The sequence below is a fragment of the Bacillus sp. AR8-1 genome, from assembly GCF_008042345.1.
Lineage (GTDB): Bacteria > Bacillota > Bacilli > Bacillales > Bacillaceae_G > Bacillus_A > Bacillus_A cereus.
Genome location: NZ_QNUB01000017.1, coordinates 99,476 through 125,406 on the forward strand (window position 1 = coordinate 99,476; position 25,931 = coordinate 125,406).

Sequence of the window (25,931 nt, forward strand, 5' to 3'; positions counted from 1 at the left end):
ACAAACACCTATTCTTCACTAGGAAATATGATAAAAAAGGTAGGTAAAATTGAGCAGAAGAGGTGAAAGGAATGAAAGGGATGGACAATAATGCACCACATGGTTTCTTCGGGGGTGGATCGGATAGTTATGAACAAATGATGTTAATGGGAGGAGGACAACAAGGATACGGTGGAATTCCGAGCTGGATGGGTGGAGCAGCAGGAGGATTTCCAACATCGGTAGCTGGCATGCAAACTGGAATGCCTACATTAATGGGAGGATTTTCGACATCAGGGGCTGGAATGCCTACAGTAACAGGAGGATTTCCAACATCAGTAGCTGGCGTACAGACAGGAATTCCAGTAGGGGGACCAACTACATTTCCTTCTTTCGTTGGAGGAGTGCAGACAGGATTCCCTGTACCGGGAGTAGGTGTAGTGGCAGGAGGAGTAGGTGGTTATCCACAGGGTGTTCACGATCATCATGTACATCACCATCACCAAGGCCACCACGGTCATCATGTACACCACCACCACCAAGGCCACCAAGGCCATCATGGTCATCATCACCATCAAGGCCAACATGGCCACCACGGTCATCATCACCATCAAGGTCACCAAGGCCATCATGGTCATCACCAACAACAAGTACATCATCAAGGTCACCACCACATTCATCCGCAAGCTGTTCTTTATCAAACTCACCAAGGCCAACATGGTCACCATGGACATCACCACCAAGGCCAACATCATGGACACCAAGGTCAACAGCACCAACATCATCAACAATATCAGCAATATCAACAACAGCAACAATCTTCTCCTTGGACAGGTGGAATTGGAGCAGGAGGAGCAGGGGCAGCAGCAGGAGCAGCTAGTATTAGTGGAGCAGCAGGACACGCAGGGCACGTGGGTCATTAATGATTGGCAGAAAAAAAGCCATAATAAAAAACTGCTAGGAAATCCTAGCAGTTTTTTTCAGCTTCTTGACGCTGACGTTCAATTTCAGCACGAAGTTGTGGTTCCGGTGCTTGCCAGCCTTCTGGCTTTAGAATCTTACCGTCGCCTTCACGGAATCGAGGCTTCCCATCAGGGAATAGTTTTGCCATGTTGGCGTTGTTTACAATTTCGAATCCTTTATCTGGACGTACGCCCATTTCTGCAAACGTTCCGAATGCAAAGTAAATAAGGTCAATCAGTGCATCGTATTGATCTTCAACAGTCGTTGCCTCTAGAAATTCTTCTAGTTCTTCCTGCATAAAACTTGCACGGATTTTTGCACGCTCTTCTGTTAATTTTGTTGGAGTATTTGTCACAGGATGTCCGAATACTTCATGCATTTTCGCAACAAGTTCGTATCCTTTATCTAAACCTTTTTCGTTTGTCATGTTGTTTCATCCTTTCTTACGTTATGCCGAAGTTTATTGTAACATAAGGTGATTATGAAATGAAAAGAACATCTTATCGAAATAAGATGTTCGCTCGTTATTCTTCTTTTTTTATTAAAAGCGATGAAATAAGATCGATGCCAAAAATACCGACGAGTAACATTGGTATAACGACAAGCAAGTAACGTGTGAAGGAAACATTTTTTAAGTATGTATGAGCAAATAAAAAGACGCCGAGAAATAAAATACCATTTAAAATAGGCTTTACTAATTTTTTAGACATAAGCTCCCCCATAAATATCTTCTCTCTCTATTTGATAATAAAAAACTCCTCTCTCCGTTGTATCATGCTGGAGAGAGGAGTTCAATCATTTCTCATTCAATGACACCAGAATTTGTAATATTTACGGTGTATTTTATATGAACCGGAACATCTTTATACATTTGTCTCCATTCTTCTAATTTGAATGGGCGATAATGTTGTTTATACTTTGCACCTAGTCCGAGAGGATCGACGCCTAAAGATTTAAATTGCTTAATTAACTTAGCAGCTTGTTTATCTAATTGTTTTTGGACATCTTTTTCAATGTTTTTTGTGTTCTTGTTATTTTCTAAGTTAATTTGTTTTGATAGTTCTTGAATACGTGCGTCAAGACGAACGTGAATGAAAAAAGAAGGCTTTCCGTTTTTAATTTTTATATCGTAAGTTGGAACAGAACGAATATTATTAATCATTACGTACGCAGAATCTGTTTTAAATTCATGTGAATCTAATTTATGTTTCTCTAATAGTCCTTTAAATATGAACATATCTTTTTCCGCAATTTTACCGATATATTTATCCTTTTTAAAAAGGCCAATTCCGGTAATTTTTATTTTATCACCATGCTTCTTTAGAATGGGAATATAGTAGTCTTTTCCTTCTTGATAATAGCGAAATGCTCCTATATGTAGATTATCCGCTGGTAAAGGTCCGGTCTCCATGTTATGTTCTAGCAATTTTTTTATATAAATTGCAACGTTGTATGAAGTCGAATATTTGCCTTTTAAAAGTTCAGTACCATTCCCATCTAATAAAGCAGCATATAAAGCGTTCCCTATATTCACATCTCGGAGTAATGTATCGAATGAAGTAGACATTCCTGTTTTGGCAAGTCTTATCGTATATAGAGCGACACGCATTTGTCCACTAGCAAAAGGTTGAGAAGACTCTAAAGATGTGTCTGCTTTTACTTGTTTTACCGCATTTGCACTGCCTTCAAAAACTTGAACTTTATTTCCTTTTTTTTGAATGGGACAAACGAATGTCACTTTTACTTTATTATCTTTTGCGACATCAAAAACGCTTCCTTGAATAAGTTGTACATCATCGATAATATTTTTTTGTAAACATCCAATTAGACTGAAGAATGTTATACAAGAAATAAGTATTAATTTGCTTGTGCTTTTGATTTTTTCCATTTTCTTTTCACCCACACAATAATAAATAGGATTGGGATGTATACATAAATGAGCCAAAAACTAACTTTTGATACATTACTAATAAAGTTATTAATATCGTGTCTGTTTGTTAAAAGTTGCGAAACAATGAGAGTGATAAAGATAAAAGCAATTAAAACACCCCTTTGTTTTACACGGAATATTTCATGAGTTCCTCTCATTGACGCCCATAAAGGGAGGATAAAACTTGAAATAATAACGAGTGCATAGCCTGAAATTGCAATATATTCGAGTCTTTCTATAAATGGTAATTGAATGACTTGGGTCATAGAAAGTTGTGCCCATATTGTTTTTAACAATTGCTTCTCACTAAAAAATGCAAAGGCTAAAAGGGTACTAAATAGATATAGAAGATTTGAAAATAGTGCTCCAAGCTGAGCGTATTTATGAGATTGCATAGGCTTTTTCACAAATGGATACACCATGAGGTAAATCTCAAAACCGGTCATACTGTAGATTGACAGTTGAGCGGATTTTAAAATGTCTGAAAAAGAATGTGTGAATATAGGTAGTAAATTATCCCAATGTGAATATTTCAAAACGAATAAGCTTAGAAATAAATATCCTAATGTACCACCAACAGAGATGACGCAAATACCGGTAATTACACGAAATCCAGAAGAGATAATGTAATAGCTAACTAAGCATAAAAAGAGTGTTAACATAAAGGTGGAAGCGGTAGGAAACATCCATACTTGAATAATTTCAACATATGTTCGGATGACTGAAATACTAACGATTAAAAAATAAGCCATAAAGATGATGCTAATGCCATTTCCTAGCCATTTTCCAAATGTTTGCCGATGTAAATCAACTAAATTCCCATTTGTTTCTTTTAATAAGACATACATCATCCATATAATAATATGGATGAAAATTCCCGTGATTATAACTCCCATCCAGCCGTCGTATCCAGCGGCTTTTGCGATAATTCGAGCGAATCCGAGAACTCCAGCACCGAACTGTGCACCGTGAATTAAGAAGAAAACAAAGACAGGAGATATTTGATATTTTTCTTGAACTTTACTCATCGAATGCACCTCATTTCTTAATCATCAAAGTCTGATCTATGTTTTGTTGAAATTCCTTTCGCTGCTTTTTTTACATGTTGTGGCCTTGCTTGTACATCTCTTGTATCAATCATTGTTAAAGGAAAACGAATCCAAGAATCTTTAACAGATTGTTGTCTTGTTGGATAAAACAAAGCGTATGGCTTGCGTAAAGAAGTAAGCCTGAATAGATGAGTAAATAAGAAGATAAATCCAAGAGAAATCCCGAACAATCCGCCTATTTCTGCAAACATAAGAAAAGGAAAGCGTAGTAATCGAACAGCGTTACCCATTTTATAAATAGGTGTAATAAAGGAAGCAAGTGCTGATAAGGCAACGATAATTAATAAAATATTGCTCGTTAAACCAGCTTGTACAGATGCTTGCCCGATTACGATACCGCCTACAATACCGAGCGTTTGACCAACTTTCATTGGTAACCTTGCGCCGGCTTCTCTTAATAAATCAATTGCAAGTTCTAAAAAGAGCGCTTCAATTAAAGGTGGGAATGGTACTTGTGCCCTTGATAAAATCAAAGTTTCAAGTAAATCACTTGGAATAAGTTCATAATGATAATTTAAAACTGCAACGTATAATGGTGTAGCGCAAATTGAAAATAGAACGGCAATTAATCTTAAAATCCTTGAAAATGTAGCGTACATCCAGGAGACGTTATAGTCTTCTGGTGAAATGAAAAAATCGAAATAGGATACAGGTGTTAGTAAAACACTTGGAGAACCATCAACGAAAATAGCGATTTTTCCATCAATTAGTGCTTTTGTAACTCTATCAGTTCGTTCTGTATTAATATAGAGAGGGAAGATCGATTTTTCACCCATCAATTCTTGTATATAAGCACTATCATTAATTTGATCATACTCAAGAGCGCGTAATGATTCTTCTAGAAAATCTACATTATCTTTTTCAGCGAGGTTGTCTAAATACATCATGACAACTTTTGTTTTGGAAAACTCGCCGATAATCATTTCTTTTGTTTGTAAATCCAAAACAGGAAGACGTTTTCGAACTAAATTAATGTTTGTATCAATATCCTCTACAAAACCTTCTTGCGGACCAATAACAGTTGATTCGTTTAAAGGAGGGGTTGGTGCACGATAATTATCAATTGCAATGTTTGCAAGCATACATTTTTGATCTTGCTGATTCAATTGAATAATCGCATGCCCCTTTAAAACCATATCCTCAATTTTTTGTAAGTCGTTCGTAATTGTAATGCCGCTCATCGGGATATGTTCCTTCAGCTCTTCTAGTGATGCGTTAGGTCGTTCTAAAAGAGTGGGCATTAAATACTTTTGTAATTTTTCTCCATCAAGTGAAGGTCGATAGTAAGAAATCCAATAAGGCATCGTTTCATCGTCGGATGTATGATAATTTACAAAATCACTAGACTTTTTCAGCTTCTCTATTAAATTTTGTAAAGAATGAATACGATCTTTTTCTGGTTTTGTAAAGTCATAAATACTATTACCTTTAGAGTTTTGCTGCTGTTGTCCTTGAGAAGATTTGTCTTGTTTAGCACTTTGTTGTTGATCCTGCTCGGAGTCGTTTTGCTTAGAATGTTGCTGTTGCCCTTGCTCCGAGTTGTCTTGCTTAGAGTGTTGTTGATTTTGCTCTGAGTTGTCTTGCTTAGAATGTTGCTGTTGTTCTTGAGAAGGTTCGTCTTGTTTAGCACTTTGTTGCTTACCTTGAGAGGAATCCTCTTGTTTAGCACTTTGTTGTTTATCTTGAGAGGAATCCTCTTGTTTAGCACTTTGTTGCTTACCTTGAGAGGAATCCTCTTGTTTAGCGCTTTGTTGTTTATCTTGAGACGAGTCCTCCTGTTTAGCACTTTGTTGCTTATCCTGAGAAGAATCTTTTTGCTCGTTATTTTTACCTTTATTATGTTTCATACTTCTAGTCTGTTCTTTGTTATCATCCTCTTGATTGTTAGAATGCTGCTCCCAGTTATCTGTTTCGTTTGCTTCTGGTGTATTTGATTTTTTTTTCTTACGTAACCAATTCCAAATCATATGTACGCCCTCTTTAATCTTGTAATATAGTGCTATTTTGTGGCTAATTTTGTATATTATTCATTTATTTATGAAAAGAAGAAGGAGATTAGTTTGCATAGAAAAAAATCTTTAGTAAGCAGTTCATACTATAACGGGGAGAGGGAGAGTCTGTGCAAATTGTAAAAAAGGAGAAGTTTGTTTTAAAAGAGTTTACGTTTGAAAATGGCAGGGAAATTCCTGTTCAAATGGGATACGAGACATATGGTACGTTGAATAGAGAAAGGTCAAATGTGATTTTGGTTTGTCATTATTTTAGTGCAACAAGTCATGCGGCAGGAAAATATACAGTGCATGATGAGGAGTCTGGTTGGTGGGATGGGCTCATTGGACCTGGGAAAGCAATTGATACAAATAAGTATTTTGTTATATGTACGGATAATCTTTGTAATGTGCAGGCGAGGAATCCATATGTGATTACAACAGGACCGAAATCGATTAATCCAGAAACTGGAGAAGAATATGCTATGGATTTTCCGGTTTTTACATTTCTTGATGTAGCTCGTATGCAATATGAGTTAATAAAAGGTATGGGAATTTCAAGGTTACACGCTGTAATCGGACCGTCGGCGGGGGGAATGATTGCACAACAATGGGCGGTTCACTATCCACATATGGTAGAGCGGATGATTGGCGTTATTACGAACCCACAAAATCCAATTATTACGTCTGTAAACGTAGCACAAAATGCGATTGAGGCAATTCAACTGGATCCAAGTTGGAAAGATGGAAAATACGGAGAAGAGCAGCCGATAAAAGGGCTTCATTTAGCAAATAGAATGATGTTTATGAACGCGTTTGATGAGCATTTTTATGAAATGGCATTTCCTCGTAATAGTATAGAGATAGAACCTTATAAAAAGTTTTCTACATTAACATCATTTGAAAAAGAGATAAATAAAGCGACATATAGAAGTATAGAGTTAGTAGATGCAAATTCATGGATGTATACTGCGAAGGCAGTTTTATTGCATGATATTGCACATGGGTTTTCTTCACTAGAAGAATCTCTTTCTAACATAGAAGCGAATGTACTTATGATTCCGTGTAAACAAGATTTGCTTCAGCCGTCTCGTTATAATTATAAAATGGTAGATATTTTGCAAAAACAAGGAAAATATGCGGAAGTGTATGAGATAGAAAGTATAAATGGGCATATGGCAGGAGCATTTGATATTCATTTATTTGAAAAGAAAGTTTATGAATTTTTGAATCGGAAAGTATCTAGTTTTGTGTAGAAGACAAATGATGGGGAAAAGGTGCAATGTTTGTAATAGGCACCTTTTTTTACATAATTTGTAGACGGAAAATATATGTAGCGATTGCTATACCGAAAAACGCTATGCTAAGCAATAGAAATAAGAATGACATTTCTTGTGGGGAGTTTATTTTTCTATTATTTTTCATACTAAGAGCAATAATTGCAGCGAGTAAGAACACAATGCCCATAATGAAAAGAAAAAGCGTCATTTTAATCGACTCCTTTCATAAAACAAGTATATTGAGGATACAATGTGCTAGTTATGTTTGTAAAGAATAAATTTTTAGAGAAAATTGAGAAATAGTTTTTCGATTCTTTGCGTTCTTTCTTTTGCGTGCTAAAATTGGTAGAGAATGTTTGTGAAAAAGAAACTAAAGGTTTTATTGTATATAAGGAGGAACTACATATGACAGAAGTTAATACAATTACTACAGAAGAGGTACAAGAGCGTTTAGAAAATGGAGAAACGTTATTTTTAGTAGATGTAAGAGAAGATGAAGAAGTAGCGGCAGGAAAGATTCCAGAAGCTGTACATATTAAAATGGGCGATATCCCACATAAAGTAGATTTCTTTAATAAAGAGAATGAATATATCTTTATTTGTCGTTCAGGAATGCGCAGTGAAAATGTATGTCATTATTTAAATGAGCAAGGATTTAAAACAGTGAATATGGTTGGCGGTATGCTTCAATATGAAGGTGAAACGAAATAGTTAATAGTTAAAAACTTGAAACGAGTCTGTTTCAAGTTTTTTTCTTTTGCATACAGTATAAAAAAGGAGGAGGGGTCAATGGGGATTAACTTGCGTAAAGTAAAAATTATTAATAATACAGGAGCTGTTAATGTCGGCGACTGTTATGATATCTCGCCTTTAGCTGTAGCAAAAGTATATGCAGGTGCTGGAGGGTCGAGTGCGGCTATTTTTTTAAATGGGAAAAGACAGCCAGAAGCAGTCATTAGAACATCAGTGTTTCTTCCGCCATTAGCAACGAGTACACGTACATTAGGTTCATAGAGGAAAGGTAGAGTGTAATTATGCCTGCTCATATAAAAGAATTTGTTATTGTGAATAACACTGGAAATATATTTACCGGTGATAATTTGAGTGATACTTCATTTACTGCTTCGAAATCATATAGTGGTTCAATGGGGTGCACTTGGATTGATGTTGTTACAGTAATAGGGACGGAGACAAAGCTTTGTTTACAGCCGGGTGATTCGGTGACGACAACATATACAAGAGGCACTCCTGCTGGTACTGTAACAGGAATAAATATGGGGCAAAGTGTAAATGCATCGGGTATAGCACAAGCTGTCCCTAATACAGATAATATGGATTCAGTTGCTGGACTCCCTTAAGGAATTAAGGGAGTTTTTATTATTTAAAATAAAAATAGTCTTGGAAATTATTTTTGTAAATAGATTAAGAAGAGGTTTATTTATTATGAAAAAGACGTTTTGTAGGTGGTGAAAGTGTGAAGAAACGTGATAATAATGGGGGGCAAAATTCGTTAAGCTCTAATTTTAGAATTCCCCCCGAACTTATTGGGCCTACTTTCCCTCCTGTTCCAACTGGATTTACAGGTATAGGGATTACTGGCCCAACAGGTCCACGGGGTCCAACTGGTCCTCAAGGACCGAGAGGGTTACAAGGTCCGATGGGGGAGATGGGCCCGACAGGACCTCAAGGTGTGCAAGGGATACAAGGATCAGTTGGGCCAATAGGTGCAACTGGACCAGAAGGACAGCAGGGGCCACAAGGATTGAGAGGACCACAAGGAGAAACTGGAGCGACAGGACCTCAAGGGGTGCAAGGGTTACAAGGTCCGATTGGTTCAACGGGAGCGACTGGGGCACAAGGTATACAAGGGATACAGGGATTACAGGGGCCAATTGGAGCGACGGGACCTGAGGGACCTCAAGGAATTCAAGGCGTCCAAGGGTTACCGGGTGCAACTGGTCCACAAGGAATACAAGGAGCACAAGGGATACAAGGAACACAAGGACCGAGTGGAAATACAGGTGCAACCGGAGCGACTGGTCAGGGGATAACAGGTCCGACGGGAGTAACCGGTCCAACAGGGATCACTGGCCCGTCAGGAGGACCTCCTGGTCCGACGGGGCCGACTGGTGCGACAGGTCCGGGTGGTGGACCAAGTGGAAGTACAGGTGCGACTGGAGCAACGGGGAATACTGGGGCTACAGGAAGTACAGGGGTAACAGGAGCAACGGGAAGTACAGGTCCGACTGGAAGCACGGGAGCACAGGGCTTGCAAGGAATCCAAGGGATTCAAGGGCCAATTGGGCCAACAGGTCCAGAAGGTCCGCAGGGTATTCAAGGTATTCCTGGTCCGACGGGAGTAACTGGTGAACAAGGAATACAAGGAGTTCAAGGTATTCAAGGGGCAACGGGAGCAACAGGGAATCAAGGTCCACAAGGAATACAGGGGGCTATAGGGCCTCAAGGGGCCACAGGAGCAACAGGAGATCAAGGTCCACAAGGAATCCAAGGAGTACCAGGGCCATCAGGAGCAACAGGCCCACAGGGAGTTCAAGGGATACAAGGTCCGATGGGTGATATAGGACCAACAGGTCCAGAAGGCCCAGAGGGACTTCAGGGCCCGCAAGGAATCCAAGGTGTGCCAGGGCCAGTTGGAGCAACGGGTCCAGAGGGTCCTCAGGGGATACAAGGTATTCAAGGACCGGTAGGAACAACAGGCCCACAAGGTCCACAAGGAATACAGGGAATACAAGGTGTGCAAGGGATAACGGGAGCAACTGGAGTACAAGGAGCAACTGGAATTCAAGGGATACAAGGGGAAATAGGAGCAACGGGTCCAGAGGGTCCCCAAGGAGTGCAAGGTGCTCAAGGGGAGATTGGTCCAACAGGTCCGATGGGTCCCCAAGGTGTGCAAGGAGTACAAGGAATTCAAGGAGCGACGGGCGCACAAGGAGTGCAAGGTCCACAGGGAATTCAAGGAATCCAAGGTCCGACGGGGGCAACAGGAGATACAGGAGCAATAGGTGCGACAGGGGAAGGCACTACAGGCCCAACAGGAGTAACCGGTCCAACAGGGGTAACAGGCCCATCTGGAGGACCAGCAGGACCGACCGGCCCAACGGGGCCATCAGGTCCGGCGGGAGTAACTGGTCCATCTGGTGGACCACCTGGCCCGACAGGAGCAACAGGTGCGACAGGAGTAACAGGAGATACTGGGGCGACAGGCTCAACTGGAGTGACAGGAGCGACAGGAGAAACGGGAGCAACCGGAGTGACGGGTTTGCAAGGTCCGCAAGGAATCCAAGGTGTGCAGGGAGAGATAGGTCCGACGGGTCCCCAAGGTGTTCAAGGTCCCCAAGGAATTCAAGGAGTAACGGGGGCCACTGGAGATCAAGGTCCGCAAGGGATTCAAGGCCCACAAGGCGACATAGGTCCAACCGGCCCACAAGGAATTCAAGGCCCACAAGGTTCTCAAGGAATCCAAGGAGCGACAGGGGGAACAGGAGCACAAGGTCCACAGGGAATCCAAGGTCCGCAAGGTGACATAGGTCCGACTGGGCCACAAGGTCCAACTGGAATCCAAGGGATACAAGGAGAGATAGGTCCAACAGGTCCAGAAGGCCCAGAGGGACTTCAGGGCCCGCAAGGAATCCAAGGTGTGCCAGGGCCAGTTGGAGCAACGGGTCCAGAGGGTCCTCAGGGGATACAAGGCATTCAAGGACCGGTAGGAGCAACAGGCCCACAAGGTCCACAAGGAATACAGGGAATCCAAGGTGTGCAAGGGATAACGGGAGCAACTGGAGCACAAGGAGCAACTGGAATTCAAGGGATACAAGGGGAAATAGGAGCAACGGGTCCAGAGGGTCCCCAAGGAGTGCAAGGTATACAAGGGGCGATTGGTCCAACAGGTCCGATGGGCGCACAAGGAGTGCAAGGAATACAAGGGATTCAAGGAGCAACAGGTGCACAAGGAGTGCAAGGCCCACAAGGGATTCAAGGGATACAAGGTCCGACGGGAGCAACAGGAGATACGGGGGCAACCGGAGCGACGGGAGAAGGAACTACCGGTCCAACAGGAGTAACCGGTCCAACAGGGGTGACTGGCCCGTCAGGAGGACCAGCAGGACCGACCGGCCCAACGGGGCCATCAGGTCCGGCAGGAGTGACAGGTCCATCAGGTGGACCACCTGGCCCGACAGGAGCAACAGGTACGACAGGAGTAACAGGAGATACCGGGGCGACAGGCTCAACTGGAGTGACAGGAGCGACAGGAGCAACGGGAGCAACCGGAGTGACGGGTTTACAGGGTCCGCAAGGAATCCAAGGTGTTCAAGGAGAGATAGGTCCAACCGGTCCACAGGGTATTCAAGGTCCCCAAGGAATCCAAGGAGTAACGGGGGCAACTGGAGCACAAGGTCCCCAAGGAATTCAAGGCCCACAAGGCGACATAGGTCCAACCGGCCCACAAGGAATTCAAGGTCCACAAGGTCCTCAAGGAATCCAAGGAGCGACGGGGGCAACTGGGGCACAAGGCCCACAGGGAATCCAAGGTCCGCAAGGTGACATAGGCCCGACCGGCCCACAAGGCCCCCAAGGAATTCAAGGCCCGCAAGGAATTCAAGGTCCAACGGGAGCTACAGGAGCAACCGGAGCGACAGGTCTCCAAGGAATTCAAGGCCCACAAGGAATCCAAGGCCCGCAAGGAATTCAAGGTCCAACGGGAGCAACAGGAGCAACCGGAGCGACAGGTCCACAAGGAATTCAAGGTCCACAAGGAATCCAAGGCCCACAAGGAATTCAAGGCCCAACGGGAGCTACAGGAGCAACCGGAGCGACAGGTCCACAAGGAATCCAAGGTCCAGCGGGGGCAACTGGAGCAACGGGTTCACAAGGTCCAACTGGAGATACAGGTCCAACAGGTTCACAAGGGATTCAAGGTCCAACTGGTCCAACAGGAGCTGGAGCAACCGGAGCCACAGGAGCGACTGGAGTTAGTACAACTGCAACGTATGCGTTTGCGAATAATACATCAGGAACCGCTATTTCCGTTTTATTAGGTGGTACGAACGTACCATTACCGAACAATCAAAATATTGGCCCAGGAATAACCGTTAGTGGTGGAAATACTGTATTTACAGTTGCGAATGCAGGAAACTATTATATAGCCTATACAATTAATTTAACGGCAGGTTTACTTGTAAGTTCTCGTATAACTGTAAATGGCAGTCCGCTTGCGGGAACGATAAATGCCCCGACAGTCGCTACTGGTTCATTTAGTGCAACAATAATCACTAACTTGCCTGCTGGAGCTGCTGTTAGCTTACAGTTATTTGGAGTAGTTGCAGTAGCTACATTATCTACGGCAACGCCAGGGGCTACTCTAACTATTATTAGATTAAGTTAATAAGCAGAAAACCTTGAAACTTTTATGTTTCAAGGTTTTTTATCCTTGTATTTGTAAGTAAACCTCGTTAACCAGGGGGAGTGGATACCCTCTAATTATTTAAAGTTTCACTTTATTCACTTGAGCAAAAACATCGCAGTTCGAAAATATATTATAATAGAATGAAAAGAAAGAAATTTGGCAGAAAGGGAGGGTGGCGATGCAGGAGATGGTTAAAGATTTTTTTGGACGCCCACTTCAAGATTTACGTATATCTGTCATTGATCGTTGCAATTTTAGATGTACATATTGTATGCCAGCGGAAATATTTGGGCCAGAATATGCTTTTTTGAAAGACGAGTTTTTACTAACTTTTGATGAAATTGAGCGTTTGGCAAAATTATTTGTTAGCATCGGTGTACGGAAAATTAGACTTACTGGCGGTGAGCCACTGCTTCGTAAAGATTTAACAAAACTTATTGCACGTCTTGTGAAAATTGATGGGCTAATAGATATAGGGTTAACGACAAATGCTATTCATTTAACGAAACAAGCGAAGGCATTAAAAGAAGCTGGATTACATAGAGTGAATGTTAGTTTAGATGCGATAGATGATGACATATTTAAGAATATTAATGGTCGAAATATTAATACGAAACCGGTAATTAAGGGAATTATAGCAGCTAAAGAGGCGGGACTGGAAGTAAAGGTAAATATGGTTGTGAAAAAAGGGATGAACGATCATCAAGTACTTCCGATGGCTGCGTATTTTAAAGAGCAAGGAATCACGCTTCGGTTTATTGAGTTTATGGATGTTGGTAGTACAAATGGGTGGAATTTTGATCAAGTCGTTACAAAACGAGAATTAATTGAGATGATTCATAAGGTGTATCCGCTTGAGCCGGCTGAAGCGCATTACTTTGGTGAAGTTGCGAAGCGATATCGGTATGTTGGAACAAATGTTGAAGTTGGTTTTATTACATCTGTCTCTGAGTCATTTTGTGCCTCTTGTACGAGGGCGAGAATTTCGGCAGATGGAAAGTTTTATACGTGCTTATTTGCGACAGAGGGTTTGGATGTAAGAGAACTTCTTAGAGGAAATCTTTCGGATGAGGAGTTATTAAGTGTTATACAAGATGTATGGATGAATAGAAAAGATAGGTATTCGGATGAACGAACAGAAGAAAGTGCAAAAAATCGTCCGAAAATCGAAATGTCTTATATAGGAGGATAAGAAAGGGGGCTATCGCATGCAGGAGCGATATTCAAGACAAATATTATTTTCTGGTGTTGGAGAAGAAGGACAGAGAAAAATAAGAGAGAAGCATGTGCTTATTATTGGTGCTGGTGCTCTCGGTGCGGCAAATGCAGAAGCGATTGTTAGAGCAGGGGTTGGAAAAGTAACGATTGCTGATCGGGATTATGTAGAATGGAGTAATTTACAAAGACAACAACTATATACGGAAGAAGATGCAAAGCAGTATAAACCGAAGGCGATAGCGGCTGCAGAACATTTACAAGCGATTAATTCTGAGGTGGAAATAAATCCTGTTGTGACAGATGTAACGGTGCAAGAAATGGAAGAATTAGTGAATGATGTAGATTTAATATTAGATGCGACAGATAATTTTGAAACGCGTCTTCTCATTAATGATATTTCACAAAAGTATAATATTCCGTGGATATATGGTGGGTGCGTCGGGAGTTACGGAGTAACGTATACAATTTTACCAGGGAAAACACCGTGTTTTCGCTGTTTAATGGAGCATCCGGCGAGCGGAGCAACATGTGACACAGCTGGTATTATACAACCGGCAGTACAATTAGTAGTTGCGCATCAAACTACGGAAGCGCTGAAAATATTAGTAGAAGACTACGGAGCGCTTCGTGAAACGATGTTATCGTTTGATCTTTGGAATAATCAACAGATGGCATTTAAAGTGAATAGGCAGAAAAAAGATACCTGTTTATCTTGCGGAAGGTTACGTACATATCCGAGTTTAACATTTGAAGCACAAACAAAAACAGAAGTGTTATGTGGGCGAAATACAGTACAAATTCGTCCAGGTGTGCGGAAGAATTTTAATTTGGAAGAAATTAAAAAGCGCTTACAAAGAAGTGTAGAGATAAAGGCAACACCTTATTTATTATCATTTCCGGTAGAAGAATATCGTTTTGTCTTATTTACAGATGGCAGGGCGTTTATTCATGGGACGAATGATATGAATGTAGCGAAAAGTTTGTATGCAAGATATATAGGTTGAACCTAAAGGAAATCCTTTAGGTTCAACGGAGAGAGGATTATGAATTTCTCGTATAATCTCCACTTTTTCCACCTGTTTTTTCAAGTAAGTACGTCTCACCGATAATCATACCTTTATCGACAGCTTTACACATATCATACACAGTAAGAGCGGTAGCGGAAGCAGCTGTTAAAGCTTCCATTTCAACACCGGTGCTACCTTCTGTTTTAACTTTTACTTCAATGAGTAAACGATATTGTTCTTCTGATTGTTTCCAATCGAAAGAAACGTCAACACCTTTTAATAATAAAGGATGGCACATTGGGATAATATCAGAAGTACGTTTCGCAGCCATAATGCCTGCAATTTGCGCAACTGCTAATACGTCACCTTTCCCAATTTCATTGTGAGAGATTTTATCGTAAATTTCTTTCGTAACGACAATGCTAGAGCACGCAATTGCTGTTCGAACGGTTGCTTTTTTGTCGCTTATATCAACCATTTTTGCGCGTCCTTGGTCATTAAAATGTGTAAATGAAGACATGGAATTCCTCCTTGAAGTAATTTCTATTGAATACATAAAGTTTAATCGAGATAAAAAAAATTGCAAATATGAGGTGAGAAACGATGGTAGAAAAACGAATTCCAATTCAAGTTGCTGAGGCGGTAGAACGGGTAATGAAATATGCGAAGCATGGTGAAGTAGAAGAAATTTCTATTACGGAAAGTTACGGGAGAATTCTCGGGGAAGATGTTGTCTCAGATCATGACGTTCCTCATTTTGATCGTTCCCCTTACGACGGTTTCGCCATTCGAGCAGAAGATACGAAAGGAACAACCCAAGAGAATCCAATTGAATTTGAAGTAATAGGAGAAATCGGGGCGGGTTCTGTTTTTTTAGAAGAAGTAGGAGCTTTTAAGGCGATTCGCATTATGACAGGAGCAGCTATTCCAGAAGAATGTAATGCAGTCGTAATGCTCGAGCTGACAGAAGGGTTTGAGAAGAACGGGAAAACATATATGAAGTTAAAACGCCCTTTTAATAACGGTGACAATGTGTCGTTTAAAGGAGAAGATATAAAACAAAATCAAGTTCTCGTTAAGAAAGGTGTTGCAATTAATCCAGGTGTTGCGGCCTTACTAGCAACGTTTGGATATAGTACTGTGAAAGTTGTAAAACAGCCTGTTGTCGGTATTGTAACGACAGGAAGTGAATTATTAGAAGTACATGAGCCGTTACAGCCGGGGAAAATTAGGAATAGTAATTCGTATATGATAGCAGCTCAAATTATGAAAGCTGGCGGGAAAGTTCGTTATTATGGTCAACTCGTCGATGAGCTAGATGCATGTTTTACAGCTGTTCAATCAGCGATAGATGAGGTCGACATTTTAATTACAACAGGCGGTGTATCAGTAGGAGATTATGACTACTTACCAGCTATTTATGAAAGGTTACAGGCGAATGTACTCTTTAATAAAATAGCGATGAGACCGGGAAGTGTAACGACAGTAGCTGAAGTTGATGGAAAGTTACTTTTCGGTTTATCAGGAAATCCGTCTGCTTGTTATGTAGGCTTTGAATTATTTGTGCAACCAATTATAAAAACATATTTGTATGCGAAGGAACCTCACGTATATAGAGCGGATGCTATTTTACAAAAGGATTTTTCAAAGCCAAATCCATTTACTCGTTTCGTAAGAGCGAACGTAACAATTGTGGACGGGGCGTTACAAGCGATGCCGGTTGGTTTAGATAAATCGAGTGCGGTATCTTCACTTGCAGATGCGAATGCTTTTATCGTGTTACCTGGAGGAACGAGAGGATTTGAGACTGGGATGAAAGTATCCGTATTATTGTTAGAGCACTCTGAGGGATGTGATTGGCCATGGGCAAAGCCCCTTCAATCTTACAAATAGTAGGATATCAAAATAGCGGAAAAACGACACTTGTAGAGAAAATTGTGCATGTGTTAGCTGAAAGTGAAATGAAAGTTGCTACAATTAAACATCACGGGCACGGAGGTTTTCCAGAAGTAGCGCAAAAAGATAGCGAAAGACACCGTAAAGCTGGTGCTGTCGTAAGTAGTGTAGAAGGTGCTGGATTGCTTTCACTTTCTTCACTAAGAAAGAAATGGTCCTTGCAAGAAATTATTCGCTTATATGAGTTTTTTGGAGTGGATACAATTTTAATAGAGGGCTATAAAAAAGAGAACTACCCGAAAGTAGTGTTACTTCGTTCTGCGGAAGACGTTGAACTTTTACATGAAGTAGAAAATATAGTGGCAATTATTACGTGGTATGATGCCCCGGTAAATATACGAGAAGAATATAAAGTATTTCATATAACAGAAGAAGAGTTGTACATAGACTGGTTTTTACAAATGGTTAGGAGTGCGAAATGATAAATACATATTATGAAGTAATTGATACAGAAATCTCGATTGAAGAGGTAACGAAGAAAGTAATTCGACGTGAATGCGGTGCTGTTACAACATTTATTGGAACGGTTAGAGAGTTTACGAAAGGCCGTCGTACATTATACTTAGAGTATGTTGCTTATAAGACGATGGCAGAAAAGATGCTAGAGAAAATTGGTCTGGAAGTGAAAGAGAAATGGCCAGGTACATATGTTGCGATTACACATCGCATCGGTACGTTGCAAATTTCTGATATAGCGGTTGTTGTTGCTGTTTCAACACCACACCGTAAAGCGGCTTATGAAGCGAACGAATATATTATGGAACGCATAAAACAAATTGTTCCGATTTGGAAAAAGGAGTTTTGGGAAGATGGTGACTCATGGATTGGTGATCAATTAGAAAAAACACCATATCCGGCGGGAGAGCCTGGGAAGGAGCTATAAGTATGATTAGAGTATTGTTATTTGCGCACTTGCAAGAAGAAGCAGGGACAAGTGAATTACAAATAGAGAAAGAAAATATTACAGTTGCACAGTTAAAAGATGTTGTTGCGAAAGAATATAATGTACCAGTTTCAGAGCCAATTATGGTTGCGATTAATGAAGAATACGCAAATGAAGATGACAGGGTACAAGATGGTGATGTGGTTGCACTTATACCACCAGTGAGCGGTGGTTAATATTGGATTCCTTAAAACGACTTTCCTAAGTAGGGGAAGTCGTTTTTTTATGGCGTTTTTGAGAACACTAACTTATAGGATAAGGAGGACGTTATGAAAAAAATATGTGTAATTATTACAGCGATATGTTCTATCTTTTTCTCTTCTCCAAGCGATTCTTTCGCGAAAGAATCAAGAGAACAGCTTTTAGAGAGTGCGTTATTGAATAGGTACTATTCGGTTATTAGACAAGTGACAGAAGATCAATATGAATGTGATGCAGTTATAAATATAAAGCGTCTCGGCAGGAAAGATGAATTTGTACCTAGATTTGAAGTGACGCTACAATTTCTTACATTTCAAGGGGCGCATAATCCTCCAAATGACAAAGTTACACTTACTTTAGAGGATTATTTAGATCATATAAAGGTAAAAAATGTGGAGCGAGAAAAAAATGTTTCTAATGATGTTGTAGAAAAGATTTGTGCTCGCAAAAAAGAAAAAATGAAAGCTCATTCTAATGATTGAGAGCGGTAACTTATTCCGCTATTTGCGGGATGATTAAAGTTTCAATTTATAACATTTTACAGAGAAAGGTAATGGGCGATGGATATATTTTTAGCAATTTTACCAGCTATATTTTGGGGGAGTATTGTGTTATTTAACGTAAAACTGGGCGGGGGACCGTATAGTCAAACGCTTGGAACAACGTTTGGAGCACTTATTTTCTCAATTGTTGTTTATATTTTTATGAAGCCAGTATTAACACCTACTGTGATTGGGGTTGGAGTTGTGTCAGGTTTATTTTGGGCGCTTGGTCAGGCGAATCAATTGAAAAGTATTGATTTAATGGGCGTTTCGAGGACGATGCCAATTTCAACAGGACTTCAATTAGTTGCGACGACTTTATTTGGCGTTATCGTATTTCATGAATGGTCCACGACAATATCGGTCGTCCTTGGGATTTTAGCGCTCGTTTGTATTATTGTCGGTGTTATTTTAACATCACTTCAAAGTGAAGAAGAAAAGAATGCAGAGCAAGCAGCAAATTTTAAAAGAGGTATCATAATTTTATTAATTTCAACAGTCGGTTATTTAGTTTACGTAGTAGTGATTAGACTATTTAACGTAGATGGTTGGTCAGCTTTATTACCACAAGCAGTTGGTATGGTATTAGGAGGGATTTTGCTTACCTTTAAACATCATCCATTCAATAAATATGCAATCCGAAATATTATTCCAGGATTAATTTGGGCAGCTGGAAATATGTTTTTATTCATTTCGCAGCCGCGTGTTGGAGTCGCAACAAGTTTCTCGCTATCGCAAATGGGGATTATTATTTCCACGCTTGGTGGGATCCTTATATTAGGTGAAAAGAAAACGAAACGCCAATTAACGGGTATCGTTGTCGGTATCGTTTTTATTATTGCAGCCGGAATTATGTTAGGTATAGCAAAAAGTTAAAGGAGGTATTGAAATGTATAGTGATTTAGAAGGAAAAGTGGTCGTTATTACAGGATCAGCAACTGGTCTTGGTAGGGCGATGGGAGTAAGGTTTGCTAAGGAAAAAGCGAAAGTGGTTATTAATTATCGCTCACGAGAATCAGAAGCAAATGATGTGTTAGAAGAAATTAAAAAGGTAGGCGGAGAAGCGATTGCTGTAAAAGGTGATGTAACCGTCGAATCAGATGTTGTGAATCTCATTCAATCTGCTGTGAAAGAATTTGGTACGCTCGACGTTATGATTAATAATGCAGGGATAGAAAATGCAGTACCATCGCATGAAATGCCACTTGAAGATTGGAATAAAGTAATCAATACAAATTTAACAGGTGCTTTCTTAGGAAGTAGAGAAGCGATTAAATATTTTGTAGAACATGACATTAAAGGGTCTGTCATTAATATGTCTAGTGTTCATGAGAAAATTCCGTGGCCACTATTTGTGCACTATGCAGCGAGTAAGGGTGGCATTAAACTGATGACAGAAACGTTAGCGCTAGAATATGCGCCAAAAGGTATTCGAGTAAATAATATAGGACCAGGTGCAATTAATACGCCGATCAATGCAGAAAAATTTGCTGATCCTAAAAAACGTGCTGACGTAGAAAGTATGATACCGATGGGCTACATTGGAAAACCAGAAGAAATTGCAGCAGTAGCAACTTGGCTCGCTTCTTCAGAGGCGAGTTATGTAACGGGCATTACGCTATTTGCAGATGGTGGAATGACGTTATATCCATCGTTTCAAGCTGGGCGTGGGTAATATAAAAGGACGAAGAGATAAAACTCTTCGTCCTTTTTTTTACAAAAAAAATAGCGGCCAGCTATTTTAAATTTAGTGATTAATTGTATCTTGAAGAAATTCTGTTGCTTGATGTTCAGTAACATTTTGTACGAGCGCGACTTCGCTGATCATCATTTTTCGTGCATTATCTAGCATTTGTTTTTCGCTCGCATTTAATGTTCTCTCTTTATTACGGCGAAGTAAATCACGAACCACTTCTGCGCTATCTTGTAAATTGCCATTTTTCATTTTTTCCATATTCATTGTATATCTTTGTTTCCATGAGAGTGATGGGTCTGACTCCCCGTTTTGAAATTCAAGAAGTATATCATCTAACGTACCTCGATCAACGATATAACGAATACCCGATTTTTTTAATTGTTCCATCGGAAGCATTACTTGCATATCTTTACTAATGATGCGTATCACACAATATTGACGTGAAGTACCTAATATTTCTTTCTCTTCAATTGCTTCGATAATTCCTGCACCGTGCATTGGATAAACGATTTTATCACCAATTTGAAACAAATCATCCACCTCCATATGTGGTAACCACTTTTAATGATAGCATACGTATGTAAAAATGTCAAATTTTATATAATAACATAATATTTATATTCGAGTCAATAAGATAAAGTGCTTTTTTATGTTTTTTTTGGGACCTTATTTATAGTGATTTTTTTAGAAAAATAGTACAGGTGAAGAAAGAAGGCATATCCACTTATTTTTAAGCATAAAATGTAAAAGCGCTAATACAATATACCTAAATCCGTTCTTTGCAAAGGAGGGAGAGAAGGTGGGGCGCACAATAAAAATTGATATTACAAATAAAGTTGTAGCTAAATTTAGACCAAATTATTTGGAATTATATACGAGTAAATTTATGATAGGTAAGTTTTATGTCTATACTGAAGATAAAGAATATGTGTTAGAAGACGGATATATATATGAGAATGGAAAGTTTTATCGCATCATAGATACGCACCGTGGCAATAATCAAGCGGCGGAGGGCTGCGATCTAGGACGGTGTTAACATGATTCGTGTGAAAGTGTTTGATGAAAGTCACGAAAAAGACTTAGAAGATGCTGTAAATGTTTTTTTGAAAAAGATTGATGATAGCAACTTTGTAGATATTAAATATCAAGTTGGTGTTTCCATTAACGACGATGAAAACCAAATTTATTGTTTTTCAGCAATGATCATTTATAAAGCATAAAAAAGAGCTGGCTCACCCAGCTCTTTTTTATGTTTTATGTTGGGACAACATGTGTCGGTAATACGTTCATAATAGATTGGGGTGTGCCTAATTTCTTTGTCGTTAAAAGAGGCTCCCCTGTTTCATGATTTTGGGCATCTTTACACATACCAAGGTGATAACGATCACCTAAAAATGGATCAATATAAAAACCATTTTTGAATACTTTATCATTTGGATGTTTTTCATGGTGAATATCAGAGCAGTTAATGCAATAGAACATAGCGTTCAACCCCTTTTTATTTTGTTTGAAAAAAGTGAGTCGGTAGTCATTTCGCTCCTAAGGAAATGTTGAGGAGAAGAGAAATAACTACCTACTCAAATGGTGGGCATATTCCTTCTGATTTGTCATATCTCGCGTATTGTCCCTGAGGGAAGGAGGAGAGACGAAGTACGCATGATATAAGTAAGGCGCTTCTTTCAATATGAATGATGGAGTTTCATGTTGAGAGAAGTTTTTATTTTGTATTGCCTTTGTGAGTATATTATGAGGAAATGCTAAGAGGGTGTTTGTCCTGTTGAAAAAATGTTGAGAATTTCTCAACAGTAAAAGAATTAGCGTTGACATGAAACCAAAAGGTGTTATATTATCGAAGTGAAACCAAAAGGTGTTATGTTATAACGCCGAGTAAAGGAGAATGAACATGGAACAACAAAATACATTAAATGATATTAAACAAACAATCGTTTTTAACGCGTCTCTTCAAAAGGTATGGAGTGTAGTATCAACTGCAGAAGGGATTGCGTCATGGTTTATGCCAAATGATTTTGTATTAGAGGTAGGACATGAATTTCATGTGCAATCGCCATTTGGGCCATCACCATGTAAAGTGTTAGAAATTGATGAGCCAAACCATTTATCTTTCTCATGGGATACAGATGGCTGGGTTGTTTCATTTAATTTGAAAGACTTAGGAGATAACAAAACAGAATTTACGTTAATTCACGGCGGCTGGAAACATCCTGATGAAATTCTTCCGAAAGCGAAAGCGAAGAGCTCTATTATTCGCGATAGAATGAGCGGTGGTTGGGTAGCGATTGTAAATGAAAAACTGAAAAAGGTTGTCGAAGGCTAAGTGTCCTCGTCAGCAGCGAAATATGATGTATTTCAAGCAATTGCTGATCCAACCCGCCGAGAAGTAATACGGTTATTAAGTGACAAAGAGTTACCGATTTCCAAAATAACGGATCATTTTCCGATGAGTCGTACTGCGGTTGTAAAGCACCTTCATATTCTTTCGGAAGCGAATTTAGTAAGTGGAAGAAAAAGCGGAAGAGAGAAGATATATCGTTTGCATCCAGAACCATTAGAAGAATTACAACAGTGGCTCTCGTATTATGAACGTTTTTGGGATAATAAATTATCCATGCTGAAACATATTGTGGAGAATGAAGAATAAAAAAAGGGTGACCAAAATGGTCATCCTTTTTATTGTTGCTCACTTGTTTGTGTAGCTGGCTTTAATAAAAGCCAAGCGATAATTAATGTAAATACTGCTAATACGAAAGTGCTCATATAAATGACATGTACGCTTGATGCTAATGCGGATTGTGATTCGGTTACTACGTTTGCTGTAGTACCGCCATGTCCACCAGATACAAGATCAAGATTTTTAATACCACGTGCGTGAATCATCGTATTAAAGATTGTACCGAATATTGCAGCACCTAACGTTTGACTAAATGTATTAATAAATGTATTTAAACCAACAGCTGTCCCGCGTGTATGAGCTGGCACGGCTGCTTGAATTGTTACCATGTAAATCGGTGTCACAAGCCCCATTCCTAATCCGAATAATCCGACTGCTACATAAATAAGGAACGATGGTGAATTTGTTGATAGTGTAAATAATAAGAACGTAGCAACTGATAAGATGCTAGCTCCAAGTAAAATAATTTGTTTCGTTTTTAACTTGCCAACTAAGTTACCCGAGAACATAGCACCAAATGTCCACATAACAGGAATTGGCATTAAAATGAGTCCAGCTTCTGTTGCATTTTTTCCTAAAACACCCTGGCTCCAAATTGGAAGATACACAGTAATACTAATAATCATTGCGCCAGCAATAAGAGTTAATATATTTATCGTAGATAATGTACGGTTAGAGAAAAGTGCTAGCGGAATTAATGGTTCCGGAGATTTTTTCTCGATGAATAAGAAAATAATAAATGAAACGACGGCGAAGATTAATAGGCCGATAATTGTTATGTCTCCCCAGTTTTGCTTACTGCTACCTGTTAATAATGCATATAGTAGAGCGATTGTACTTAATGAGAAGACTGTTGCACCAAGATAATCGATATGATGTTTAGCAGGTTTAATAGATTCTTTGTAGTAAATTACAATCATTAAGCAAGCGATAATTCCGAATGGGACGTTTAAGAAGAAAATATAACGCCAAGAAAGAGAATCAACTAAAAATCCACCTACTAACGGTCCGATAACACCGGATACACCCCAAACGGCACTCATCCAACCTTGTGCTTTCGCGCGGTCTTTCGCTTCGCTATATAAGTCTCCAATAATCGTCATTGTGATTGGCATAACAGCACCAGCACCGATACCTTGAAGCGCGCGGAAGAAAATTAATTGTTCCATCGATGTAACGACTCCGCAAAGTGCAGAACCGACTAAAAAGATTGTAGCCCCGATCAGTAAAACCTTTTTACGACCGAATAAATCAGCGAGCTTTCCGTATATTGGAGTCGAAACAGCTGTTGCAAGCATATAAATTGCATATACCCAACTAACAAGTTCGACGCCTGACAAATCACTCGTTATACGAGGGATTGCTGTACTAACAATCGTTCCTTCTACCGCAGAAAGAAACGTCATTAACATTAAAGACATCATGACTTTTTTTCTCATTTGTTTTCCCCTTACCCTTTTTTAAATATTCAACAATATAAAATATAAAGGTACTAAGGTATATAAAGCAACAAAAAAGCAATGGAAAGTTACATGGAGCAGATGTTTGTCGCTTCTTGTCGGTAAGTCGATATATTTGAGAAATCGCCGATATAAGTTGTAGAATCGCTGATAAATTTGGAAAATCGCCGATATAATTACAGAATCGCTGATATATCTGTGGAATCGCCGATAATGATTTCATGGCAATATTAAAAAAGAAACAGGAATCCCTGTTTCTTTTTTTAATATTGCATTTTCGCGTTTTCTCCAGCTGTCGTTCCAGCAATTCTACCAGTAACAAGGGCTGATGTAATATTATAGCCACCAGTATAACCGTGGATATCAAGAACTTCTCCGCAGAAATATAAGCCGTTCGTAAATTTAGAAGACATTTCTTTCGGATTAATTTCTTTCACGGATACACCTCCGCCAGTAACGAATGCTTTTTCAATTGACTGCGTACCATTTACATTCACAGTAAACTCTTTAAAGTCTTTCACAAGTGCACGAATCTTTTCGTGAGAAACTTGTCCAGCTTGTTCACTACCGTCAATTTCATTTTTTTCTAATAAGAATAGGAAGTAACGTTCAGGGACATAACCTTTTAAAACGTTTTTAATTCCTTTTTTCGGATCTTCTTTCATTTGTTTCAGCATGCGCTGAAATAATTGCTCACTATTTTCCTCTGGCAATGCATCAATACTCATTTGTATTGTGTTCGTTTTAAACTTTTTCAGTGCTTTCACGACGAATTGACTACAGCGAAGAGCAGCAGGACCAGATAGGCCAAAATGAGTGAAGAGCATGTCCATTTTGTGAGAAATGATAGCTTTTCCTTTCGGGTTTAATACGCTTAAATTTATATCACGTAAAGCAAGACCTTGTAATGAGCGATCACGTATAAACGGCTCGTTTGACAGGATAGGTACTTCTGTTGGGAATAATTCTGTAATTGTATGACCTGCTTTTTCAGCCCAAGCGTATCCGTCTCCAGTCGAACCAGTTTGAGGAACAGATTTTCCGCCAACAGCGATAACGACGTGATTTGTTTCTAACACTTCGCCTGTTTGTAGTACAACTGCTTTCGTTTGGCCGTTTTCATATTCAATCGTTTCAACAGGTGTATTTGTACGGATTTTTACACCTAAGTTTTTTAATCGTGTTAAAAGTGCGTCTACAACAGATTGCGCTTTGTTTGACACAGGGAACATGCGACCGTGGTCTTCTTCTTTCAATTTAACACCAAGATTTTCGAAGAATGTAATAATATCTTCATTATTAAAAATAGAAAAAGCGCTGTATAAGAAGCGACCGTTTCCTGGTATATGTTTAACAATTTCATCAAGTGGTAGACGGTTTGTTACGTTGCAGCGTCCGCCACCAGAAATCGCAAGTTTACGCCCAAGTTTATTTCCTTTATCAAGAAGTAAGACATTTGCGCCTTCTTCTGCAGCACCAATTGCAGCCATTAGCCCAGAAGGACCGCCGCCGATGACAATAACATCATAATGCATAATATATCGA

Annotated in this window: 30 protein-coding genes; 19 read left to right on the top strand and 11 right to left on the bottom strand. The window is 39.7% G+C overall.

The features are described 5' to 3' along the window. The first annotated feature begins 71 nt into the window (after nt 1-71). Nucleotides 72-902, top strand: coding sequence for a hypothetical protein (locus DN400_RS11720; protein ID WP_147801686.1), 831 nt, complete (start codon nt 72-74; stop codon nt 900-902). 44 nt (nt 903-946) lie between these two features. On the opposite strand, the gene DN400_RS11725 is transcribed toward DN400_RS11720, so the two are convergent. From DN400_RS11725 to DN400_RS11745, 5 genes are all read right to left on the bottom strand, one after another. Next, the gene (locus DN400_RS11725) at nt 947-1,369 is read right to left on the bottom strand and encodes a pyrophosphohydrolase domain-containing protein (protein WP_000180554.1); all 423 of its coding nucleotides are present in this window, start codon (nt 1,367-1,369) and stop codon (nt 947-949) included. 97 nt (nt 1,370-1,466) lie between these two features. Further along, nucleotides 1,467-1,652 (bottom strand): hypothetical protein, encoded by a 186-nt coding sequence (locus DN400_RS11730; protein ID WP_000038781.1) that lies wholly within the window; start codon nt 1,650-1,652, stop codon nt 1,467-1,469. 92 nt (nt 1,653-1,744) lie between these two features. Continuing rightward, nucleotides 1,745-2,830 (bottom strand): spore germination protein GerHC, encoded by a 1,086-nt coding sequence (gene gerHC, locus DN400_RS11735; RefSeq protein WP_000411387.1) that lies wholly within the window; start codon nt 2,828-2,830, stop codon nt 1,745-1,747. Continuing rightward, complete coding sequence (locus DN400_RS11740; protein WP_000049081.1) at nt 2,800-3,900, bottom strand: spore germination protein; 1,101 nt, start codon at nt 3,898-3,900, stop codon at nt 2,800-2,802. Before DN400_RS11740 ends, gerHC begins: the two co-directional genes overlap by 31 nt. Before the next feature lie 17 nt (nt 3,901-3,917). After that, entirely contained in the window at nt 3,918-5,948 is a 2,031-nt protein-coding gene (locus tag DN400_RS11745) for a spore germination protein (RefSeq protein WP_000638086.1), read from the bottom strand. 152 nt (nt 5,949-6,100) lie between these two features. Between DN400_RS11745 and DN400_RS11750 the strand changes: the two genes are divergently transcribed. Further along, a complete protein-coding gene (locus DN400_RS11750; RefSeq protein ID WP_001167624.1) occupies nt 6,101-7,225 on the top strand; it encodes a homoserine O-acetyltransferase family protein in 1,125 nt (374 codons plus the stop codon). A 49-nt stretch (nt 7,226-7,274) separates the two neighbouring features. Here the strand turns inward: DN400_RS11750 and DN400_RS11755 are convergent, their stop codons facing one another. Further along, complete coding sequence (locus DN400_RS11755) at nt 7,275-7,457, bottom strand: hypothetical protein (protein WP_000171889.1); 183 nt, start codon at nt 7,455-7,457, stop codon at nt 7,275-7,277. Between the two features lie 197 nt (nt 7,458-7,654). Here DN400_RS11755 and DN400_RS11760 point away from each other — a divergent pair, with 197 nt between their 5' ends. The 6 genes from DN400_RS11760 (at nt 7,655) to DN400_RS11790 (ending at nt 14,896) form a co-directional block, all read left to right on the top strand. Further along, entirely contained in the window at nt 7,655-7,960 is a 306-nt protein-coding gene (locus tag DN400_RS11760) for a rhodanese-like domain-containing protein (RefSeq protein ID WP_000141254.1), read from the top strand. 78 nt (nt 7,961-8,038) lie between these two features. After that, nucleotides 8,039-8,263, top strand: a complete 225-nt coding sequence (locus DN400_RS11765; protein ID WP_000512463.1) for a spore germination protein — start codon at nt 8,039-8,041, stop codon at nt 8,261-8,263. Nucleotides 8,264-8,283: 20 nt separating this feature from the next. Then, nucleotides 8,284-8,607 (top strand): hypothetical protein, encoded by a 324-nt coding sequence (locus DN400_RS11770; RefSeq protein ID WP_001110850.1) that lies wholly within the window; start codon nt 8,284-8,286, stop codon nt 8,605-8,607. A 116-nt stretch (nt 8,608-8,723) separates the two neighbouring features. Then, a complete protein-coding gene (locus DN400_RS11775; RefSeq protein WP_098312884.1) occupies nt 8,724-12,653 on the top strand; it encodes a BclA-related collagen-like exosporium protein in 3,930 nt (1,309 codons plus the stop codon). A 199-nt stretch (nt 12,654-12,852) separates the two neighbouring features. Next, the gene (gene moaA, locus DN400_RS11785; protein WP_001157116.1) at nt 12,853-13,866 is read left to right on the top strand and encodes a GTP 3',8-cyclase MoaA; all 1,014 of its coding nucleotides are present in this window, start codon (nt 12,853-12,855) and stop codon (nt 13,864-13,866) included. 16 nt (nt 13,867-13,882) lie between these two features. Next, a complete protein-coding gene (locus DN400_RS11790) occupies nt 13,883-14,896 on the top strand; it encodes a molybdopterin-synthase adenylyltransferase MoeB (protein ID WP_001158101.1) in 1,014 nt (337 codons plus the stop codon). A gap of 37 nt (nt 14,897-14,933) precedes the next feature. Here DN400_RS11790 and moaC read toward each other — a convergent pair whose 3' ends face one another. After that, the gene (gene moaC / locus DN400_RS11795; protein ID WP_000094146.1) at nt 14,934-15,419 is read right to left on the bottom strand and encodes a cyclic pyranopterin monophosphate synthase MoaC; all 486 of its coding nucleotides are present in this window, start codon (nt 15,417-15,419) and stop codon (nt 14,934-14,936) included. A gap of 83 nt (nt 15,420-15,502) precedes the next feature. Between moaC and DN400_RS11800 the strand changes: the two genes are divergently transcribed. From DN400_RS11800 to DN400_RS11830, 7 genes are all read left to right on the top strand, one after another. Further along, on the top strand, nt 15,503-16,792 hold the full coding sequence (locus DN400_RS11800; protein WP_147801687.1) for a molybdopterin molybdotransferase MoeA: 1,290 nt from the start codon (nt 15,503-15,505) through the stop codon (nt 16,790-16,792). Continuing rightward, on the top strand, nt 16,762-17,277 hold the full coding sequence (gene mobB / locus DN400_RS11805) for a molybdopterin-guanine dinucleotide biosynthesis protein B (RefSeq protein WP_147801688.1): 516 nt from the start codon (nt 16,762-16,764) through the stop codon (nt 17,275-17,277). Before DN400_RS11800 ends, mobB begins: the two co-directional genes overlap by 31 nt. Next, nucleotides 17,274-17,738: a molybdopterin synthase catalytic subunit MoaE gene (moaE, locus tag DN400_RS11810; protein ID WP_000611226.1), complete on the top strand. Its 465-nt coding sequence runs from the start codon at nt 17,274-17,276 to the stop codon at nt 17,736-17,738. The genes mobB and moaE overlap by 4 nt, the downstream gene beginning before the upstream one ends. A 2-nt stretch (nt 17,739-17,740) precedes the next feature. After that, the gene (gene moaD, locus DN400_RS11815) at nt 17,741-17,974 is read left to right on the top strand and encodes a molybdopterin converting factor subunit 1 (protein WP_000621776.1); all 234 of its coding nucleotides are present in this window, start codon (nt 17,741-17,743) and stop codon (nt 17,972-17,974) included. 93 nt (nt 17,975-18,067) lie between these two features. After that, nucleotides 18,068-18,481, top strand: coding sequence for a DUF3888 domain-containing protein (locus tag DN400_RS11820; RefSeq protein WP_000717656.1), 414 nt, complete (start codon nt 18,068-18,070; stop codon nt 18,479-18,481). Nucleotides 18,482-18,559: 78 nt separating this feature from the next. Then, nucleotides 18,560-19,417: a glucose uptake protein GlcU gene (gene glcU, locus DN400_RS11825; RefSeq protein ID WP_000350865.1), complete on the top strand. Its 858-nt coding sequence runs from the start codon at nt 18,560-18,562 to the stop codon at nt 19,415-19,417. Between the two features lie 13 nt (nt 19,418-19,430). After that, complete coding sequence (locus DN400_RS11830) at nt 19,431-20,216, top strand: glucose 1-dehydrogenase (protein WP_000286698.1); 786 nt, start codon at nt 19,431-19,433, stop codon at nt 20,214-20,216. Nucleotides 20,217-20,288: 72 nt separating this feature from the next. Here DN400_RS11830 and DN400_RS11835 read toward each other — a convergent pair whose 3' ends face one another. After that, nucleotides 20,289-20,783, bottom strand: a complete 495-nt coding sequence (locus tag DN400_RS11835) for a CarD family transcriptional regulator (RefSeq protein ID WP_000451446.1) — start codon at nt 20,781-20,783, stop codon at nt 20,289-20,291. Between the two features lie 253 nt (nt 20,784-21,036). Between DN400_RS11835 and DN400_RS11840 the strand changes: the two genes are divergently transcribed. Together DN400_RS11840 and DN400_RS11845 are read left to right on the top strand one after the other, a co-directional pair. Continuing rightward, the gene (locus DN400_RS11840) at nt 21,037-21,273 is read left to right on the top strand and encodes a DUF2553 family protein (protein WP_000533803.1); all 237 of its coding nucleotides are present in this window, start codon (nt 21,037-21,039) and stop codon (nt 21,271-21,273) included. A gap of 1 nt (nt 21,274) precedes the next feature. Then, complete coding sequence (locus DN400_RS11845) at nt 21,275-21,457, top strand: sporulation protein Cse60 (RefSeq protein ID WP_147801689.1); 183 nt, start codon at nt 21,275-21,277, stop codon at nt 21,455-21,457. A 34-nt stretch (nt 21,458-21,491) separates the two neighbouring features. Here DN400_RS11845 and DN400_RS11850 read toward each other — a convergent pair whose 3' ends face one another. After that, the gene (locus DN400_RS11850) at nt 21,492-21,719 is read right to left on the bottom strand and encodes a DUF3973 domain-containing protein (RefSeq protein WP_000498988.1); all 228 of its coding nucleotides are present in this window, start codon (nt 21,717-21,719) and stop codon (nt 21,492-21,494) included. A gap of 421 nt (nt 21,720-22,140) precedes the next feature. Between DN400_RS11850 and DN400_RS11860 the strand changes: the two genes are divergently transcribed. Both DN400_RS11860 and DN400_RS11865 read left to right on the top strand, forming a co-directional pair. Then, nucleotides 22,141-22,572 carry an SRPBCC family protein gene (locus DN400_RS11860; protein ID WP_065229457.1) on the top strand — a complete coding sequence of 144 codons (432 nt, stop codon included), beginning with the start codon at nt 22,141-22,143 and terminating at the stop codon, nt 22,570-22,572. Beyond that, complete coding sequence (locus DN400_RS11865; protein ID WP_000098837.1) at nt 22,573-22,896, top strand: ArsR/SmtB family transcription factor; 324 nt, start codon at nt 22,573-22,575, stop codon at nt 22,894-22,896. Nucleotides 22,897-22,925: 29 nt separating this feature from the next. Here the strand turns inward: DN400_RS11865 and DN400_RS11870 are convergent, their stop codons facing one another. Beyond that, nucleotides 22,926-24,365, bottom strand: a complete 1,440-nt coding sequence (locus tag DN400_RS11870; protein WP_001228030.1) for an MDR family MFS transporter — start codon at nt 24,363-24,365, stop codon at nt 22,926-22,928. 284 nt (nt 24,366-24,649) lie between these two features. Beyond that, nucleotides 24,650-25,921 carry a BaiN/RdsA family NAD(P)/FAD-dependent oxidoreductase gene (locus DN400_RS11875; RefSeq protein WP_025118400.1) on the bottom strand — a complete coding sequence of 424 codons (1,272 nt, stop codon included), beginning with the start codon at nt 25,919-25,921 and terminating at the stop codon, nt 24,650-24,652. Nucleotides 25,922-25,931 lie beyond the last annotated feature (10 nt).